This window comes from Streptomyces sp. NPDC101237 (assembly GCF_044767465.1).
Lineage (GTDB): Bacteria > Actinomycetota > Actinomycetes > Streptomycetales > Streptomycetaceae > Streptomyces > Streptomyces gramineus.
This window is the reverse complement of the sequence record NZ_JBIWNY010000003.1, coordinates 54,787-71,059: the sequence shown is the minus strand read 5'-3', so window position 1 is coordinate 71,059 and position 16,273 is coordinate 54,787. Positions and strand designations below refer to the sequence as shown.

Sequence of the window (16,273 nt, the reverse complement as noted above, 5' to 3'; positions counted from 1 at the left end):
AGAAAGAATTCCCGTGAGCCCGACCAATCGCACCGTGGTCGTCACCGGTATCGGCGCAACCACACCGCTGGGTGGCGACGCAGCTTCGTTCTGGGAGGCCCTGACCGCCGGCACGTCCGGTGTCCGCCTCCTGGAGCAGGACTGGGCGGCCGAGCTGCCCGTCCGTATCGCGGCGCAGATCGCCGTGGAACCGGGCGAGATCATCCCGCGCCCGCAGGCCCGCAAGCTGGACCGGTCGGCGCAGTTCGCGCTGATCGCCGCTCAGGAGGCCTGGAAGGACGCCGGCTTCACCGCCAGGGCCGGCGAGGACGCGTCCGCCGACCCCGACCGGGTGGGTGCCGTCATCGCCTCCGGCATCGGCGGTGTGACGACCCTGCTCGACCAGTACGACGTGCTCAAGGAGAAGGGCGTACGCCGCGTCTCCCCGCACACCGTGCCGATGCTCATGCCCAACTCGCCGGCCGCCAACGTCGGTATCGAGCTGGGCGCGCGGGCCGGTGTGCACACCCCCGTGTCGGCCTGCGCCTCCGGCGCCGAGGCCATCGGTTACGCCATCGAGATGATCCGCACCGGGCGTGCGGACATCGTCGTGGCCGGCGGCACGGAGGCGGCGATCCACCCGCTGCCGATCGTCGCGTTCGGCAACATGATGGCGATGTCCAAGAACAACGACGACCCCAAGGGCGCGTCGCGTCCCTACGACTCCGGCCGTGACGGCTTCGTCCTCGGTGAGGGCGCGGGCGTGATCGTCCTGGAGTCCGAGGAGCACGCGAAGGCGCGCGGGGCCCGGATCTACGTGGAGGCGGTCGGGCAGGGCATCTCCGCCGACGCGCACCACATCACGCAGCCGGAGCCCTCGGGCAACGGCATCGCGCACGCCCTGCAGAACCTGCTCGACAACACCGACCTCAAGCCGGCCGAGATCGTGCACGTCAACGCGCACGCGACGTCGACGCCGCAGGGTGACGTGGCCGAGATCAAGGCGCTGCGCAAGGTGTTCGGCGACGACGTCGACCACATGGCCATCTCGGCGACCAAGTCGATGACGGGTCACCTGCTGGGCGGGGCCGGCGGCATCGAGACCGTCGCGTCGATCCTGGCGCTGGTCAACCGGACGGCGCCGCCCACCATCAACCTGGACGACCTCGACCCCGAGGTCAACGCGGACGTGGTGGCGGGCAAGGCGCGTCAGCTCCCCGAGGGCCGGATCGCCGTGCTGAACGACTCGTTCGGGTTCGGCGGGCACAACGTGGCGCTGGCGTTCCGCACGATCTGACGGACGCCGTCGCGAACGCCGTGGCCCGGACTCCCTGGCGGAGTCCGGGCCACTTCGTTTCGCCGCCGGCTGACGGCCGGTGGGGGCTCGTCGCGCAGTTCCCCGCGCCCCTGAAAGAAGGCCGCGCTGCACGAGTCCCGTCGGGGGGCGCGGGGAACTGCGCGATCAGCCACGACGGCGCCGCGGACGGCCTCCGGCGTCAGACCACCTGGTGGAGCCAGCGGACCGGCGCGCCCTCTCCCGCGTAGCGGAACGGCTCCAGTTCGTCGTCCCAGGGCTTGCCGAGGAGCTTGGCGATCTCGGCCTCCAGGTCGGTCTCGCCGCGCTGTGAGCGGGTCATCGCGGCCCTCAGACGGTCCTCGGGGATCAGGATGTCGCCGTGGATCCCGGTGACCGCGTGGAAGATACCGAGGTCGGGCGTGCAGCTGTAGCGCTCGCCCTCGGCCTTCGCGCAGGGCTCGGCCGTGACCTCGAAGCGCAGCAGGTGCCAGCCGCGCAGCGCGGAGGCCAGTTTGGAGGCCGTGCCGACCTCGCCCTGCCAGGAGAACTCGGAGCGCCAGGTGCCGGGCGCGGCCGGCTGCCGGATCCAGTCGAGGTTGACGCGCGTGCCGAGCACCCCGGCGACGGCCCACTCGACGTGCGGGCACAGCGCGCGCGGCGCGGAGTGCATGTACAGAACTCCACGTGTCGTCACCGGAACCTCCGGGCAGAGCGGGGCGTCTTGCTTGCTGGCTGGCGGCCGTGACACGACGGCCGCGTTGATGGCGAGGCTACCGTGCGGCGACGCAAGGAGTGTGACGTACCGTCGGTCCAGGTGCCGGGAAAGCCCTGCCATTCACCCAGGGGGACGCTTGTACGGGGGTGGACCGTTGCAGGACGGGGGGTGGGAACTCCGGTGCGTTGTTATGGAGGGGGACAAACCGGCCGACGGAGAGGACCAGCGGGGTATGCGGAAGCAGCGACGCCGGCGTGCGCGTGCCCGGACCGGTGCGGTCGCCGTGACCGCCGCGCTGGCGCTGGCCGGGTGCGGCGTGATCGGCGGCTCGTCCTCGCAGGGCGACGGCCGCAAGCCGGCCCCGCGGGCCGTGCCGGTGTGGGACCGCAGCCCGGCCTCGATCGCGGCGGTCGGTGACTCCATCACCCGCGGGTTCGACGCCTGCACGGTGCTCTCGGACTGTCCCGAGGTGTCCTGGGCGACCGGTACCAGCGACCGGGTGGACAGCCTGGCGACACGGCTGCTGGGGCGGACGAGGGCGGCGGACCACAGCTGGAACTACGCGGTGACCGGCGCCCGGATGGCGGACCTGTCCGGACAGATGGCCGACGCGGTCCGGCACCGTCCGCAGCTGGTGACGGTGATGGCGGGGGCGAACGACGCCTGCCGCAGGTCGGTCCGGGCGATGACCCCGGTGGCGGACTTCCGCGCCCAGTTCGAGGACGCCCTGCACACCCTGCGCACCGCGCTGCCGAGGACGCAGGTGTACGTGTCGAGCGTGCCGAACCTGAAACGGCTGTGGTCGCAGGGGCGGACCAGCCCGCTGGGCAAGCAGATCTGGAAGCTGGGCATCTGCCCGTCGATGCTCGGCGACGCGGACGACCTGACGAGTGCGGCGACCCTGCGCCGGGACCGGGTGCAGCAGCGGGTCGAGGACTACAACAAGGTGCTGGCGGAGGTCTGCGCCACGGACCGCCGGTGCCGCTTCGACGGCGGGGCGGTGTACGCGTACCGCTTCGGGACGGATCAGCTCAGCCACTGGGACTGGTTCCATCCGAGCACGAACGGCCAGTCGAAGCTGGCCGCGATCGCCTACCGGACCGTCACCGCGGAGAACCCGGTGGACTAGACCCTTGGCTTAGGGTTTCCCTCATGAGCGAACTTTTCGGCACACTTTCCGACGGCACCGAGGTGCACCGCTGGACGCTGGAGCGCGCCGGGACCCGGGTGCGGATCCTGTCGTACGGCGGAATCGTGCAGTCGGTCGAGGTCCCGGACCGGGACGGGCGCACGGCGGACGTGGTGCTGGGGTTCAGCGGCCTGGACGGCTATCTGGAGCATCCAGGACCGTACTTCGGCGCCCTGGTCGGCCGTTACGCCAACCGGATCGGACAGGCCCGGTTCCCGCTGGACGGCGTGTCCTACGCCCTGGAGCCGAACAACGGGCCCCACTCCCTGCACGGCGGCGAGCGCGGCTTCGACAAGCGGGTGTGGGAGGTGGCGCCCGTCGAGCACGGGGTGCGGCTGACCCGGGTGAGCGCGCACGGCGAGGAGGGCTTCCCGGGACGGCTGGAGCTGACGGCCACGTACACGCTGGACGCGTCGGGCGCGCTGCGCGTGGCCTACGAGGCGGTCACCGACGCCCCGACCGTCGTGAACCTCACCAACCACAGCTACTTCAACCTGGCGGGCTCCGGGAACGCGGGCGGCCACGAACTGCGGATCGCCGCCTCCCGGTACACGCCGGTCGACGACGGTCTGATCCCGACCGGCGTCCTGGCGGACGTCTCCGGCTCCCGTTTCGACTTCCGTACGACCCGCAAGGTCGGCTCGGGCTACGACCACAACCTGGTCCTCGACAAGGGCGTCACCGACGCGCCCGAGGAGATCGCCGAGCTGCACGACCCGGGCTCCGGCCGCACCCTGACCGTGGCCACCACCGAGCCGGGCATCCAGCTCTACACGGCCGAGCACCTGAGCGGCCCGTTCGCACCCGGCGACGGCATCGCCCTGGAGACCCAGCACTTCCCGGACTCCCCCAACCGCCCGGAGTTCCCGAGCACCCGCCTCGACCCGGGCGCGGTGTACCGCTCGCAGACGGTGTACGGCTTCGGGGTCCGGGACTGATCCCGGACGGCCGCAAGCCCCGGTCCAGGGGTCAGGTCCCGGACCGGGGCTGCTCAAGGGGGACGCGTCCCGGCTCCGACCCTAACCGCGGCCGGGAGTCGCGAGCCGGCGATCGCCCACCCCACAGCTATCCCGTACGAACCCTTCACAAACACCTGCGGGCCGCCCGGCTCCCGGACCGGCCCGCATCCGGCCGGTCGCGCCCCGCGCCGTAGACCGCTCCCCGTCCCGCGAGCGATACTGCGGCCCGCACGGCACCACGCACCCCACTGCGACGGAAGGCCACCCCTGTGCACTCGCTGCGCGTTCGAACAAGTGTTCTTGGCTTCGCCCTGCTGGCCGGGTCGCTCGCCCCCGGCGCCGCGCACGCGGCCCCCGCGCCCTCCCCCTCCGTCTCCCCCACCGTCGAGGAGCAGCGGCTGGACCGGGCGGTGCCGCAGGAGATCCTGCGGCGGTCCGGGTTCGACGGCGTGGCACCGGACTTCGCCCGCGCGCTCGGCGGCGCCCGCTCCTACGCGCAGGCCCGGCGGATCGCCGTACGGGAGGGGTCCGCGCTGTGGCGGCGGGCCGTGGACCGGGCGCAGGGACACGGGACCCCGCGCGGCGACCTCAGCCGGGACGACGACCGGCCGCTGTACTGGGCGCGGCTCGGGATGACCCGGAACGTGCGCACCTGGGAGCCGGCGTTCGGGCTGAGCGGGCGGCAGCGGGCGGCGCTGCTGGACGCGCTGGAGCGGACCTCGCGCGGGCAGAGCGACATCCGGTACCCGGGCCGGGGGATGCGGCGGATCCTGGTCACCGGGTTCGACCCGTTCACCCTCGACCGGGACATCAGGATCTCCAACCCGTCCGGTGCGAGCGCGCTGGCCCTGGACGGCACGGTCGTACGGACCGCGCGGGGCCCGGCTCGGGTGGAGACGGCGGTCTTCCCCGTGCGGTGGGACGACTTCGCGCGGGGCACGGTGGAGCGGACGCTGCGGCCGTACCTGCCGCGGGTGGACCTGTTCACGACGGTGAGCCAGGGCCGGGTCGGGCGGTTCGACGTGGAGCGCACCAACGGCGCCTGGCGGGGCGGGTTCCCCGACAACGACGACGTGAGCCGGACGGAGACCGTCCCGGTCGCCGACCCGGCCACGCAGCCGCAGTGGACGGCCACCACCCTGCCGTACGCGGCGATCACCGCGGCGCCGACCGGGCGGTTCCCGGTCTACGACCACACCGAGGTGACGGAGATCCCGGCAGGCGGCACGGAGCCGGTCGTACGGGCGGACGGGCCCAGTACCGGGTCCACGGCGCGGGCCGGTGGCGGCGGCGACTACCTGTCCAACGAGATCGCCTACCGGGCGACGCTGCTGCGCGACCGGCTGGGCCTGCACGGGAGTCTGCCGGGCGGCCATGTGCACACGCCGGTGCTGCGGTTCGGGGCCGGGAACACCACGGAGGTCACCGATCCGGAGTTCGTGCGCAACCGGGTGGACATCATCGACCAGGTGCGGGCGATCGTGACCGTGGCGGCGGACGCCGGCCTCAGGAGGTGATCCGCCGGTCCCGCCGCGGGTCCTGGTCCTGGTCCTCCGTGGCCGTCTCCTCGCCCAGCAGGTCGCGGGCGAGGAGGGTGGCGCCGGCGACCGCGCCCGGCATCAGGAAGACCGCGACGAAGGGGACCAGGAAGGCGAGGCCCAGCGGGGTGCCGAAGCCCCACACCAGCGTCTTGCGGGACCGCAGCAGGGCGAGCCGGGCGCGCAGGTCGACGCCCCGGCGCTGGAGGGCGACGGCGGCGAGTTCCTCGGTGAGGAAGAAGCCGGTCACGAAGAAGCCGACGACCGGTACGACGGTCTGCCCGACGAGGGGCAGGAAGCCGAGGGCGAAGAGCAGCAGGCCCCACAGCCCGGCCCGGACCAGGACGCGCAGGCTGTCGCGGGCCGAGATCCACAGCTCGCGCCAGAAGGACAGTCCGGACCGGGGCGCGGTGCCGTCGGGCGAGACGTCCTCGTCGACCTTCTCCGAGAGGTTCTCGTAGAAGGGCTGGCCTATCAGCAGAGTGACGGCGGTGAAGGTGAGGACGGCCAGCAGCAGGCCGAGGGCGAAGAGCACGGCGGTGAGGAATCCGCGGAAGAGACCGGCCCAGGGGCTGGACCAGTCGTCGGCGAAGGGGGTGGCCCAGGCCACGAGGTCCTCGCCCCACAGCGCGAGGGCGACCAGCGCCGCCGCGTAGAGGACGAGGGTGATCAGGCCGGGCAGCAGACCGAAGCCGTACTGCTTGCCGTGCCGGCCCACCCACCGCTGGCCCTTGAGCAGATATCCGAAGCCCACCCCGAGATCACGCATGTCGAAAAGATTACCGGTGCGGCCGCGGCGGGCGGTGGGCGCGTGGAGCCGCCGGGACGGTGGTGACGCCGAGACCTCTTCGGCCACGGTTGAGTCGAACGGGTGCATCCCGCCGTACCGATGCGCAGGAGCCAGAGGGCGGGGCGTTGTTCACCAGGGGAGCTGCTTGCGGCGGCTCGGTTGAGGAGAGCGGATGACGCAGGAGATCACGGTCCGGGGCACGGTCGCGGCGGGTTTCGAGGCGGTGCGCGAGGAGTTCGCCGCCTTCGCCGCCGGCGAGCCGGCCGACTACGAGGGACAGTTGTGCGCGTACGTCCACGGCCGGCGGGTCGTCGACCTGTGGGCCGGCGAAGAGACGGACGGGGACAGCCTCTACGGCGTCTTCTCGTCCACCAAGGGCGCGGCGCACCTGGTCGTGGCGATGCTCGTGCAGGACGGCACGCTGGAGCTGGACCGCAAGGTCACCTACTACTGGCCGGAGTTCGCCGCCGAGGGCAAGGGCATGCTGACCCTGCGGGACCTGGTCGCGCACCGGGCGGGCCTGGTCGGCACCGACACCGGGTTCAGCCCCCAGGAACTGGCCGACGACCGGGCGATGGCCGAACGCCTCGCCGACCAGCGGCCGTTCTGGCGTCCCGGCACCGCCTTCGGCTACCACGCCCTCGTCATCGGGGCCCTCACCGGCGAGGTCGTACGGCGGGCGACCGGCAGGACCCTCCAGGACGTGTACGAGGAGCGGGTCCGGGCGCCGTACGCCCTCGGCTTCTTCCTGGGTCTGCCGGCCGCGCACGAGCCGCGGTTCCGCACCGCCCTGCCGATGCGGCCGACGGCCGCGCAGCAGACGCTGCTCGACGCCGTCCCGTCCGGCCCGCACACGCTCGCGGGGATCGCGTTCAACGAACACGCCGCCGTGCCCGTGGACCTGGCGGCGCTGCCCAACGACCCGCGGGTCCGGGCCAGGGGCCCGGCGTCGTTCGGCGGGGTCGCGTCGGCGCGCGGCCTGGCCGGGATGTACGCGGCGCTGCTCAGCGAGGTCGACGGCAAGGCCGCGCTGCTGAAGGAGGACACGGTCGGGGAGTTCGGCCAGATCCACTCGGCCGGGTACGACCTGGTGGCGCGCGCCCACAAGTCGTACGGCCTGGGGTTCCAGGCGACGGCGGACACCTGGCATCCGTTCCTCGGCGCGGGCACGATCGGCCACAGCGGTGCGGCGGGCTCCCAGGCGTTCGCCGACCCGAGGAGCGGGGTCGCCTACGGCTACACGCGCCGCCGGCTCGCGTTCCCGGGCGGCGCGGCCCCCGAGAACGACCGGCTGGCGGAGGCCGTGCACAGGGCGGCGCTCGCCACCCGCTGAGCGCGGCCCGCCCGCGGCGCGGGGAACCGCGCGACCGGCAGGCCAGACGCGCCCGCACCCGGCAGACGGGAGACGGGAGACCGCACCCCACGTCCAGGGGTGCGGTCTCCGCACCACACCAACGACGACCGTCAGACCAGCGTCACGCCGTCACGGCCGTTCTCGGCGGTGGCGACGGCCGTGTAGAGGACGTCGGACTGCTGAAGGGGCATGCGGTTTCTTCTCTCCTCGGACCGCCGTGACTCGCGCCCACGATCGACGACGGTTTCGGAAAGAAGTTACCGCATAACGAAAAGTGCGGGCAGTCCTACAGTTTGACGATCATCTTTCCGGTGTTGTCGCCGCGCAGGACCCCGAGGAACGCCTCGACGTTGTTCTCGATGCCCTCCACGACCGTCTCGCGGTACTTCAGCCGGCCGGAGGCCACCCACGGGCCGACCTCGGCGACGAACTGCGGCTGCAGGTCGTAGTGGTCGCCGACCAGGAAGCCCTCGATCCGGCCGCGGGTCTGGATGAGGCGGGCGAGGTTCTTCGGGCCGGGGGCGGGCTCGGTGTTGTTGTAGACGGAGATCATGCCGCAGACCGCGATCCGGCCGTCCCGGTTGAGCTGCCCGATGGCCGCCTCCAGGTGGTCGCCGCCCACGTTGTCGAAGTAGACGTCGACGCCGTCGGGGGCCGCCGTGCGCAGCTGCTCGGCGACGGAGCCGTTCTTGTAGTTGAAGGCCGCGTCAAAGCCGTACTCCTCGACCAGCAGCTCGACCTTCTCGTCGGAGCCGGCCGAGCCGATCACCCGCGAGGCGCCCTTGAGCTTGGCGATCTGGCCGACCTGGCTGCCGACCGCGCCGGCCGCGCCGGAGACGAAGACCGCGTCGCCCTCCTTGAAGGAGGCGGTGCGCAGCAGGCCCGCGTAGGCGGTGAGGCCGGTCATGCCGAGGACGCCGAGGTACGCCGACAGGGGCGCCGCCGCGGCGTCGACCTTCACCGCGCTCCTCGCGTCCACGACCGCGTACTCGCGCCAGCCGAGGAAGTGCAGGACGTGGTCGCCCACGGCGATGCCCTCGGCGTTGGAGGCGACGACCTCGCCGACCGCGCCGCCCTGCATGACCTCGCCCAGCTCGAAGGGCGCGGCGTAGGACTTCGCGGCACTCATCCGGCCGCGCATGTACGGGTCGACGGAGAGGTATGCGTTCCGCACGAGCACCTGCCCCTCGCCCGGGGCCGGGACCTCCGCCTCCACCAGGGCGAAGTCCTCGGGCTTCGGCCAGCCGACGGGACGGCTCTTCAGGTGCCACTCGCGGTTGATCATGACGTGCGCCTTTCCTGATTACTTCAGTACCTGAAACAACCATGCTCATTAATATTTCAGGATGTCAAGTAACGGGGTACTCTTGGGCGCATGTCGTCCTCACAGTCCAGCGCAGCGAAGCCCCGGCGCCCCGACGCCCTGACCCTGGAGGTCGTCGAGCTGATCGGCGACGTCGTGGCCCGCTTCTACGCGGACTACGAGGAGGCGGCGGCCGAGCACGCGCTCACCGGGGCGCAGGCGCGGCTGCTCAGCCTGCTCTCGCTGGAGCCGCTGCCGATGCGGAAGCTGGCCCGGAAGCTGAAGTGCGAGCCGTCGAACGTGACCGGGATCGTGGACCGGCTGGAGGCGCGGGGGCTGGCGGAGCGGCGGCCCGATCCCGCCGACCGCCGGGTGAAGCTGGCCGCCGCGACGGACGAGGGCCGCCGGGTCGCCGGCGACCTGCGCGACGGGCTGCGCTTCGCGCGCGAGCCGCTGGCGGGCCTGACGGACGCCGAGCGGCTGTCGCTGCGGGACCTGCTGCGGCGGATGCTGGACGCGTAGCGCCGGTCCGGCGGATCCGGCGGCGGGAGGCCTGCGGCGCCCGGTCGGCGCCGGAGAGCGGGCGCGTGCGGCCCGCACGGCGGACGAGGGCGGCGGCGCGGCTGCCGGCCCGGGGGCGGTGGCGGCCCGGGGGCGGTGGCGGCCCGACGGCCGCGGGCGGGCGCGCGGTGCGGAACCGGTATCGGCGGCGGGATACGGCAGGGGGCCCTGGCGGTGCCGCCGCGCGGGCGGACCGCGGGCGGACCGCGGGCGGACCGCGGGCGGACCGCGGGCGGACCGCGGGCGGGGCGCGGGCGGGGCGCCCGCGGCCGCCGACGGGCCGCGGGGAACCCTTCCCGGCCGCCGCGGTCAGGCGAACTGGCCGGGCCGGTAGTCGCCGGCCGGCTGCTGGAAGACGACGTTCAGCCGGTTGTAGGCGTTGATCAGGGCGATCGTCGCCACCAGCGCGACGAGTCCCTCCTCGTCGTAGTGCTTGGCGGCGTTCTCCCACACCGCGTCGGGCACCCCGCCCGCCGCGTCGGCGATCCGGGTGCCCTGCTCGGCCAGTTCCAGCGCCGCGCGCTCGGCCTCGGTGAACACGGTCGCCTCGCGCCAGGCGGCGACCATGTGCAGGCGCTGCTGGGTCTCGCCCGCGGCGGCCGCGTCCTTGGTGTGCATGTCGAGGCAGAAGCCGCAGCCGTTGATCTGGCTGGCGCGGATCTTGACCAGCTCCAGGGTGGCGGCGGGGACCGACGTGCCCTCGGTGGCCCTGCCCACGCCGTTGAAGGCCTTGATGAGCTTGCCGGCGGTGGGGCTGGCGAAGAGGTTCAGACGGGCTTCCATGGTGTGTTCCTCCGTTGGGATCCGGCGGGATGCACACCTATGACGGAGCGGGTCGCGCGGATGTGACACGGCGACCGGGGATTTGCCGGCTTTGCTCGGGCAGACCCGCGACCGGGTCGGCCGTCAGGAACACCACCACAGGAACCGCGTGCACGAGTGGCTCTGGGACGGGCTTGGGCTCGGCTTCGCGGTCGTCGGGTCCGCGGTCGGTGTCGAGGCCGCCGAGGACGACGGCGCCGCCGTCGGTGTCCGCGGGCCCGCGCCCGGACCGGTCGTCGCCGACTGCTCCGACGCGTCCTTCGGGCTCGGCGACGGGGAGGCGGACGCCTTGTCCTTCGACGAGGAGGGAGATGGCGAGGCGGAGTGGTCCGCGGAGGCCGGGCTCGCCGCGCCGGTGGCGCCGGAGGTGTCGCCCAGCGGCTCGGCCGTCGCGCCCGGCGACGACGTCGCAGTGCCGCCGTCGGTGGTGTCGCCGCCCGCCGAGGACGAACCCGGACTGGTGAACGGCAGGGCGTCGGTGCCGAGTTCGGCGAGGCTCAGGCCGCCCACCGCCAGGACGCACGCCACGCTCACGAGCAGGATCCTGCGGCGCCGCCTGCGATGGGCCGCCGCCTTGCGGTCGCGACGGCTTCCGTCGGCCCCGGAGGGCTCGTCGGCGTCCCCGGTGCCGTCGCCGTCCCCGAGGTCCCCGGCGCCCTCGGCGAGGTTCCCCGCGGCCCGTCCGCGGCCTCGGCCGCCGCGCCCGCGGGCCGCCCGACGCCGGTCCGCCCGGCCGCCCGACGGGAGTTCGCCCTCCTCGTCGCCGTGACCGTCGTGGCCGTCGCGAGCCCCGTAGCCGTCGCGAGCCCCGTAGCCGTCGTGGGCGTCGTAGCCGTCGTGGGCGTCCGCCGCGCCGGGGCCGTCGGCGGGCAACTCCGCCCGCAGGCCGGGGATTTCAGCGGCGGCGGCCGGGGCGGGGGCGGTCGTCTCCGGCGCGGAGGGCCGGAGCGTCTCGGCGGGAGTGCCGCACCCCGGGCAGGTGAGGGCGCCGTTGAGGTGCCGTCGGCACGGGTGGCAGTAGTCCATGACGCGGGAAGACTAAGTTCCCCACCGGCCGCTTAACCACCCAGCCCTGTGAAGGTTCTGTGGACGACCGGAAATCCGCTCGAAACCCGTGCCGAAACCGTTACCTGTTCGCCCCATTGACACCCCCGCCGCCCCATCCTTACTGTCACGCCAGCATTTCGAACGTGTGACGAAATCTCGAACAGCTGAGGGGCAACTGCCGTGCGCATCACCGGAATCAGCACACACGTGGTCGGGACGCCGTGGCGCAACCTGACGTACGTCCAGGTGCACACCGACGAAGGGATCACGGGAGTCGGCGAGACCCGGATGCTCGGTCACACCGACGCGCTGATCGGCTACCTGCGGGAGGCCGAGGCCAACCACATCCTCGGCTCGGACCCGTTCGCGGCGGAGGACCTGGTGCGCCGGATGAAGTACGGCGACTACGGCCGGGCCGGTGAGATCGTCATGTCCGGCATCGCCGTCGTCGAGATGGCCTGCTGGGACATCAAGGGCAAGGCGCTGGGCGTGCCGGTGTGGCAGCTGCTCGGCGGGAAGGTGACCGACCGGGTCAAGGCGTACGCCAACGGCTGGTACACGACCGAGCGAACGCCGGAGGCGTACCACAAGGCAGCCCAGGGGGTGATCGAGCGCGGCTACCGGGCCCTGAAGATCGACCCGTTCGGCACCGGGCACTTCGAGCTGGACCACGAGCAGACGCTGTACTCCGTGTCGCTGATCGAGGCCGTCCGCGACGCCATCGGGCCGGACGCCGAGCTGATGCTGGAGATGCACGGCCGCTTCTCCCCCGCGACGGCCGTGCGGCTCGCGCGCGAGCTGGCGCCCTACCGGCCGGCCTGGCTGGAGGAGCCCTGCCCGCCGGAGAACCTGAAGGCGCTGGAGAAGATCGCCGCCAAGACGGACATCCCCCTCGCCACCGGTGAACGCATCCACGACCGCATCGAGTTCCGCGAGCTCTTCGAGAGCCAGGCGGTGGACATAGTCCAGCCGGACGTCGGCCACCTCGGCGGCATCTGGGAGACCCGCAAGCTCGCCGCCACCGCCGAGACGCACTACGTGCTGGTCGCGCCGCACAACGTCGGCGGCTCCGTGCTGACCGCGGCCTCCCTCCAGGTCGGGTTCAGCACTCCCAACTTCAAGATCCTGGAGCACTTCAACGACTTCGCCGACGCCGAGATCAAGAAGGTGGTCAAGGGGGCGCCGGAGGTCGTCGACGGGTACTTCCACCTCTCCGACGCGCCCGGCCTGGGCGTCGAGTTCGACGCCGACGCCGCCGCCGAGTTCCCGCAGCAGCAGGCCCGCTTCGACCTCTGGGCCGACGGCTGGGAGCAGCGCAGGCCCGAGGGGACCCGGTGAGCGCGCAGGTCGTCGTCGAGGCGCCGGGCCGCCACCGCATCGAGGAGCACGCGCCCCGCGAGCCCGGCCCCGGCGAGGCGCTGGTCGCGGTGCACGCGGTCGGGATCTGCGGGAGCGACCGCGAGCTGTACCAGGGCAACCGGCCCGAGGGGTACGTCCGTTACCCGCTCACGCCGGGACACGAGTGGTCGGGGACGGTACGGGCCGTCGGCGCCGGGGTCCCCGCGGCCCTGGTCGGCCGGAAGGTGGTCGGCGAGGGGTTCCGCAACTGCCAGGTGTGCGACCGCTGCCACGCCGGCGAGACCACGCTGTGCACCGACGGCTACGAGGAGACCGGGTTCACGCAGCCGGGCGCCATGGCCGCGACGCTCACCCTCCCGGCCCGGCTGCTGCACGTGCTCCCCGACCACGCCGACCTGACCGCCGCCGCGCTGCTGGAACCGGCCGCCTGTGTCGCGGCCGCCGTGCTGAAGGGCGGGGCCCGGCCGGGCGAGCGGGTCGCGGTGGTCGGCACGGGAACGCTGGGCATGTTCGCCGTGCAGTTCCTGCGCGCCGTCTCGCCGGCCGACCTGCTGGTCGTCGGGACCCGGGACGACCGCGAGGAGCTGTCCCGGCGGTTCGGAGCGACCGGCTTCCGCACCAGGGACCAGGAACTGCCCGGCGACGTCGACGTCGTGATCGAGACCGCCGGGTCCGCGTCCGCCGCGCGCACCGCCGCCTCCCTGCTCAGGCGCGGCGGACGCCTGGTCCTGACCGGGATCCCGGCCCCGGGTGCCGACGGTCTGGACCCGACCGACCTCGTCGTACGGCAACTGGAGGTGCACACCGTCTTCGGGGCGCCGCCGGACGCCTGGGCGCACGCGGTCCGGGTCTTCGCCGCCGGCCTCCTCGACCCGTCGCCACTGGTCACGCACGAGCTGCCGCTGACCGAGTTCCCGCGCGCCATCGAACTGGTGGGAGCGGGCGACCCGAAGGTGGGCAAGGTGCTGCTGCGCCCCTAGCCGCACGCCGGCCCCGGTGCGGCCGGTCTCGCCGCGGCCGGCGCACCTCCCGGCCTTTCTCTGCCCAGAGCCGCGAACCTTGTCCGATATACCGAACACGAAGGACAGCCAGTGACGACCGACGCTTCCGTTACGGCGGCCCGCCGACCCGGTGAGCAGGCACTCACCGCCCTCGGTCTGGGCGCGCCCGCCCTCGATCCCGCCGACGCCTCCGCCCACGCCTTCCCGGGCGGCGGCAGGTGGCGCACCGAGATCCCCTCCTGCGAGGGCCCCGAGGCGCTGGCCGTCGTGCTCAAGGAGTCCTCGCGGCTGGACGTGCCGATCCACCGGATCAGCCAGGGCAGCGGCGTGTGGATGCTCACCGACGCCGAGATCACCGAGATGGTCGACGCGACGAACGAACGCGACATCGAGCTGTGCCTGTTCACCGGACCGCGCGGCACCTGGGACATCGGCGGCTCGGTGCGCTCCGACTCGCGGGGGGCCGGACTGCGCGCGCGGGGTCACGACGCGGTCGCCGGCTGCGTCGAGGACGCCGTGCGGGCCACGGAACTGGGCGTCACCTGTCTGCTGGTCGCCGACGAGGGCGTGCTGTGGACCCTACACCGGGCCCGGCAGGCCGGGATCATCCCGGCCGGCACCACGCTCAAGGTGTCCGCGCTCGTCGGGCCGGTCAACCCGGCGTCGTACGCGGTGTTCGAGCACCTCGGGGCCGACTCCGTCAACGTGCCGAGCGACCTGACGCTCGATCACCTCACCGAGATCCGCCGGGTGTCCGGCGCCCCCATGGACATGTACATCGAGGCCCCCGACGACCTCGGCGGCTACATCCGGATGTACGAGGTCGCCGAGCTGATCCGGCGCGGCGCACCGATCTACCTGAAGTTCGGCCTGTCCAAGGCCCCCGGCATCTACCCGTGGGGCACCCACCTGCGGGACGTGACCCTGGACACCGCGCGGGAGCGGGTGCGGCGGGGACGGCTCGCGCTGGACCTGCTGGCACGGCACGGGGCGGACGGGGACATGGCGCCGCTGGGGTCGCGGTCGCCGGGGGTCCTCAACAGGTTCCCCGTCGAGGGCGCCACCGGATGACCGACGGGGACTGCGGGCCGTCGGTGGCCGGTCGCGCAGTTCCTCCCCAGCCTTCGGCCGGGGCTGCCCCCAGCGCCCCTCGGGACGCTTCGAAGACCTCGCACGCACCTCTCAACGACGAGAAGACAGGGACCGATCACCATGCGCACTCGTAGAAGCGCCCTCACCCTCATGGCCGGGGCCGCCTCCCTCGCCCTCACCCTGACCGCCTGCGGGCAGAGCGGCGAGGGCGGCAGCAAGGAGGACGGCGGCAGCGCCAAGGGCGGCACGATCGGCATCGCGATGCCGACGAAGTCGTCCGAACGCTGGATCAACGACGGCAACAACCTCGTCAAGGACATCAAGGCCAAGGGCTACAAGACGAAGCTGGTCTTCGGCGAGGACGACCCGGAGACGCAGGTCTCCCAGATCGAGAACCTGATCACGCAGGGGGTCAAGGGCCTGGTCATCGCGGCCATCGACAACAAGTCCCTGAACAACGTGCTCCAGGAGGCCGCGGACGCCCACATCCCGGTCATCGCCTACGACCGCCTCATCCTCGGCACGAAGAACGTCGACTACTACGCCTCCTTCGACAACGAGAAGGTCGGCGTCGAGCAGGGCACGTACATCGTGCACAAGCTGGGTCTGGACAGCGGCAAGAAGGGACCGTTCAACATCGAGCTGTTCGCCGGCTCGAACGACGACAACAACACCAAGTACTTCTTCGGCGGCGCGATGAGCGTGCTCCAGCCGTACATCGACAAGAAGCAGCTGGTGGTCAAGTCCGGCCAGACCGCGCTGAACAAGGTCACCACGCTGCGCTGGGACGGCGCGACCGCGCAGGCGCGCATGGAGGACATCCTCACCTCCTCCTACAAGTCCGCCAAGGTCGACGCGGTGCTCTCGCCGTACGACGGCATCTCGATCGGTGTCATCGCCGCGCTGAAGTCGGACGGCTACGGCTCCAAGAGCCAGCCGCTGCCCGTCATCACCGGCCAGGACGCCGAGCTGGCCTCGGTGAAGTCGATCATCGCGGGCGACCAGACGCAGACCGTCTACAAGGACCTCCGGGAACTCGCCAAGGTCGCCGCGACCATGGTCGACGACGCCCTCAACAAGAAGACGCCGCAGACCAACGACACCAAGACGTACGACAACGGGACCAAGGTCGTCCCCGCGTACCTGCTGCAGCCGGTGAGCGTCGACAAGTCGAACTACGAGGACGTCCTGGTCAAGGGCGGCTACTACACCGACGCCGAACTCAAGTGACCCAGTCCCCCTACTCGTTGTCCTACTGAATGGGAAG

General features: G+C 72.5%; 15 protein-coding genes and 1 pseudogene. 10 read left to right on the top strand and 6 right to left on the bottom strand.

The features are described from left to right. Positions 1 to 13 precede the first annotated feature (13 nt). Positions 14 to 1,276: a beta-ketoacyl-ACP synthase II gene (fabF, locus tag ACIRQ9_RS06150; protein ID WP_404167668.1), complete on the top strand. Its 1,263-nt coding sequence runs from the start codon at positions 14 to 16 to the stop codon at positions 1,274 to 1,276. 199 nt (positions 1,277 to 1,475) lie between these two features. On the opposite strand, the gene ACIRQ9_RS06145 is transcribed toward fabF, so the two are convergent. Next, complete coding sequence (locus ACIRQ9_RS06145; RefSeq protein ID WP_404167666.1) at positions 1,476 to 1,970, bottom strand: DUF3145 domain-containing protein; 495 nt, start codon at positions 1,968 to 1,970, stop codon at positions 1,476 to 1,478. Positions 1,971 to 2,223: 253 nt separating this feature from the next. On the opposite strand from ACIRQ9_RS06145, the gene ACIRQ9_RS06140 reads away from it, so the two are divergent. The 3 genes from ACIRQ9_RS06140 to ACIRQ9_RS06130 all read left to right on the top strand — a co-directional run bounded on the left by ACIRQ9_RS06140 (position 2,224) and on the right by ACIRQ9_RS06130 (position 5,656). After that, positions 2,224 to 3,120, top strand: coding sequence for an SGNH/GDSL hydrolase family protein (locus ACIRQ9_RS06140; protein WP_404167664.1), 897 nt, complete (start codon positions 2,224 to 2,226; stop codon positions 3,118 to 3,120). Between the two features lie 23 nt (positions 3,121 to 3,143). Next, the gene (locus ACIRQ9_RS06135) at positions 3,144 to 4,118 is read left to right on the top strand and encodes an aldose epimerase family protein (RefSeq protein WP_404167662.1); all 975 of its coding nucleotides are present in this window, start codon (positions 3,144 to 3,146) and stop codon (positions 4,116 to 4,118) included. A 290-nt stretch (positions 4,119 to 4,408) separates the two neighbouring features. Then, on the top strand, positions 4,409 to 5,656 hold the full coding sequence (locus ACIRQ9_RS06130; protein WP_404167660.1) for a pyroglutamyl peptidase: 1,248 nt from the start codon (positions 4,409 to 4,411) through the stop codon (positions 5,654 to 5,656). Here ACIRQ9_RS06130 and ACIRQ9_RS06125 read toward each other — a convergent pair. Then, on the bottom strand, positions 5,646 to 6,446 hold the full coding sequence (locus ACIRQ9_RS06125; RefSeq protein WP_404167658.1) for an EI24 domain-containing protein: 801 nt from the start codon (positions 6,444 to 6,446) through the stop codon (positions 5,646 to 5,648). The two genes, ACIRQ9_RS06130 and ACIRQ9_RS06125, sit on opposite strands and share 11 nt — an antisense overlap. A 193-nt stretch (positions 6,447 to 6,639) precedes the next feature. Between ACIRQ9_RS06125 and ACIRQ9_RS06120 the strand changes: the two genes are divergently transcribed. Further along, a complete protein-coding gene (locus tag ACIRQ9_RS06120; protein WP_404167656.1) occupies positions 6,640 to 7,800 on the top strand; it encodes a serine hydrolase domain-containing protein in 1,161 nt (386 codons plus the stop codon). Positions 7,801 to 7,946: 146 nt separating this feature from the next. Here ACIRQ9_RS06120 and ACIRQ9_RS06115 read toward each other — a convergent pair. Beyond that, positions 7,947 to 8,012 (bottom strand): annotated as a pseudogene (locus ACIRQ9_RS06115) (organic hydroperoxide resistance protein); the annotation flags it as partial. Positions 8,013 to 8,107: 95 nt separating this feature from the next. After that, positions 8,108 to 9,106 (bottom strand): NADP-dependent oxidoreductase, encoded by a 999-nt coding sequence (locus ACIRQ9_RS06110; protein WP_404167654.1) that lies wholly within the window; start codon positions 9,104 to 9,106, stop codon positions 8,108 to 8,110. 90 nt (positions 9,107 to 9,196) lie between these two features. Between ACIRQ9_RS06110 and ACIRQ9_RS06105 the strand changes: the two genes are divergently transcribed. Next, positions 9,197 to 9,646: a MarR family winged helix-turn-helix transcriptional regulator gene (locus tag ACIRQ9_RS06105; RefSeq protein ID WP_404167652.1), complete on the top strand. Its 450-nt coding sequence runs from the start codon at positions 9,197 to 9,199 to the stop codon at positions 9,644 to 9,646. Positions 9,647 to 9,994: 348 nt separating this feature from the next. Here ACIRQ9_RS06105 and ACIRQ9_RS06100 read toward each other — a convergent pair whose 3' ends face one another. Both ACIRQ9_RS06100 and ACIRQ9_RS06095 read right to left on the bottom strand, forming a co-directional pair. Then, a complete protein-coding gene (locus ACIRQ9_RS06100; RefSeq protein WP_404167650.1) occupies positions 9,995 to 10,468 on the bottom strand; it encodes a carboxymuconolactone decarboxylase family protein in 474 nt (157 codons plus the stop codon). A gap of 123 nt (positions 10,469 to 10,591) precedes the next feature. After that, a complete protein-coding gene (locus ACIRQ9_RS06095) occupies positions 10,592 to 11,533 on the bottom strand; it encodes a hypothetical protein (protein WP_404167648.1) in 942 nt (313 codons plus the stop codon). Between the two features lie 201 nt (positions 11,534 to 11,734). Between ACIRQ9_RS06095 and ACIRQ9_RS06090 the strand changes: the two genes are divergently transcribed. From ACIRQ9_RS06090 to chvE, 4 genes are all read left to right on the top strand, one after another. Further along, positions 11,735 to 12,892 carry a mandelate racemase/muconate lactonizing enzyme family protein gene (locus ACIRQ9_RS06090; protein ID WP_404167646.1) on the top strand — a complete coding sequence of 386 codons (1,158 nt, stop codon included), beginning with the start codon at positions 11,735 to 11,737 and terminating at the stop codon, positions 12,890 to 12,892. Then, positions 12,889 to 13,893, top strand: coding sequence for a zinc-binding dehydrogenase (locus ACIRQ9_RS06085; protein ID WP_404167644.1), 1,005 nt, complete (start codon positions 12,889 to 12,891; stop codon positions 13,891 to 13,893). Before ACIRQ9_RS06090 ends, ACIRQ9_RS06085 begins: the two co-directional genes overlap by 4 nt. Before the next feature lie 111 nt (positions 13,894 to 14,004). Next, positions 14,005 to 14,985 carry a hypothetical protein gene (locus tag ACIRQ9_RS06080; RefSeq protein ID WP_404167642.1) on the top strand — a complete coding sequence of 327 codons (981 nt, stop codon included), beginning with the start codon at positions 14,005 to 14,007 and terminating at the stop codon, positions 14,983 to 14,985. A gap of 141 nt (positions 14,986 to 15,126) precedes the next feature. After that, on the top strand, positions 15,127 to 16,236 hold the full coding sequence (gene chvE, locus ACIRQ9_RS06075) for a multiple monosaccharide ABC transporter substrate-binding protein (protein ID WP_404167640.1): 1,110 nt from the start codon (positions 15,127 to 15,129) through the stop codon (positions 16,234 to 16,236). Positions 16,237 to 16,273: the final 37 nt, after the last annotated feature.

What these genes read in the sequence shown, in the direction of transcription:
- ACIRQ9_RS06110 (WP_404167654.1), bottom strand. Translation starts at nt 9,106, where the DNA reads ATGATCAACCGCGAGTGGCACCTGAAGAGCCGTCCCGTCGGCTGGCCG.
- ACIRQ9_RS06140 (WP_404167664.1), top strand. Translation starts at nt 2,224, where the DNA reads ATGCGGAAGCAGCGACGCCGGCGTGCGCGTGCCCGGACCGGTGCGGTC.
- ACIRQ9_RS06135 (WP_404167662.1), top strand. Translation starts at nt 3,144, where the DNA reads ATGAGCGAACTTTTCGGCACACTTTCCGACGGCACCGAGGTGCACCGC.
- chvE (WP_404167640.1), top strand. Translation starts at nt 15,127, where the DNA reads ATGCGCACTCGTAGAAGCGCCCTCACCCTCATGGCCGGGGCCGCCTCC.
- ACIRQ9_RS06105 (WP_404167652.1), top strand. Translation starts at nt 9,197, where the DNA reads ATGTCGTCCTCACAGTCCAGCGCAGCGAAGCCCCGGCGCCCCGACGCC.
- ACIRQ9_RS06095 (WP_404167648.1), bottom strand. Translation starts at nt 11,533, where the DNA reads ATGGACTACTGCCACCCGTGCCGACGGCACCTCAACGGCGCCCTCACC.
- ACIRQ9_RS06125 (WP_404167658.1), bottom strand. Translation starts at nt 6,446, where the DNA reads ATGCGTGATCTCGGGGTGGGCTTCGGATATCTGCTCAAGGGCCAGCGG.
- ACIRQ9_RS06100 (WP_404167650.1), bottom strand. Translation starts at nt 10,468, where the DNA reads ATGGAAGCCCGTCTGAACCTCTTCGCCAGCCCCACCGCCGGCAAGCTC.
- ACIRQ9_RS06120 (WP_404167656.1), top strand. Translation starts at nt 6,640, where the DNA reads ATGACGCAGGAGATCACGGTCCGGGGCACGGTCGCGGCGGGTTTCGAG.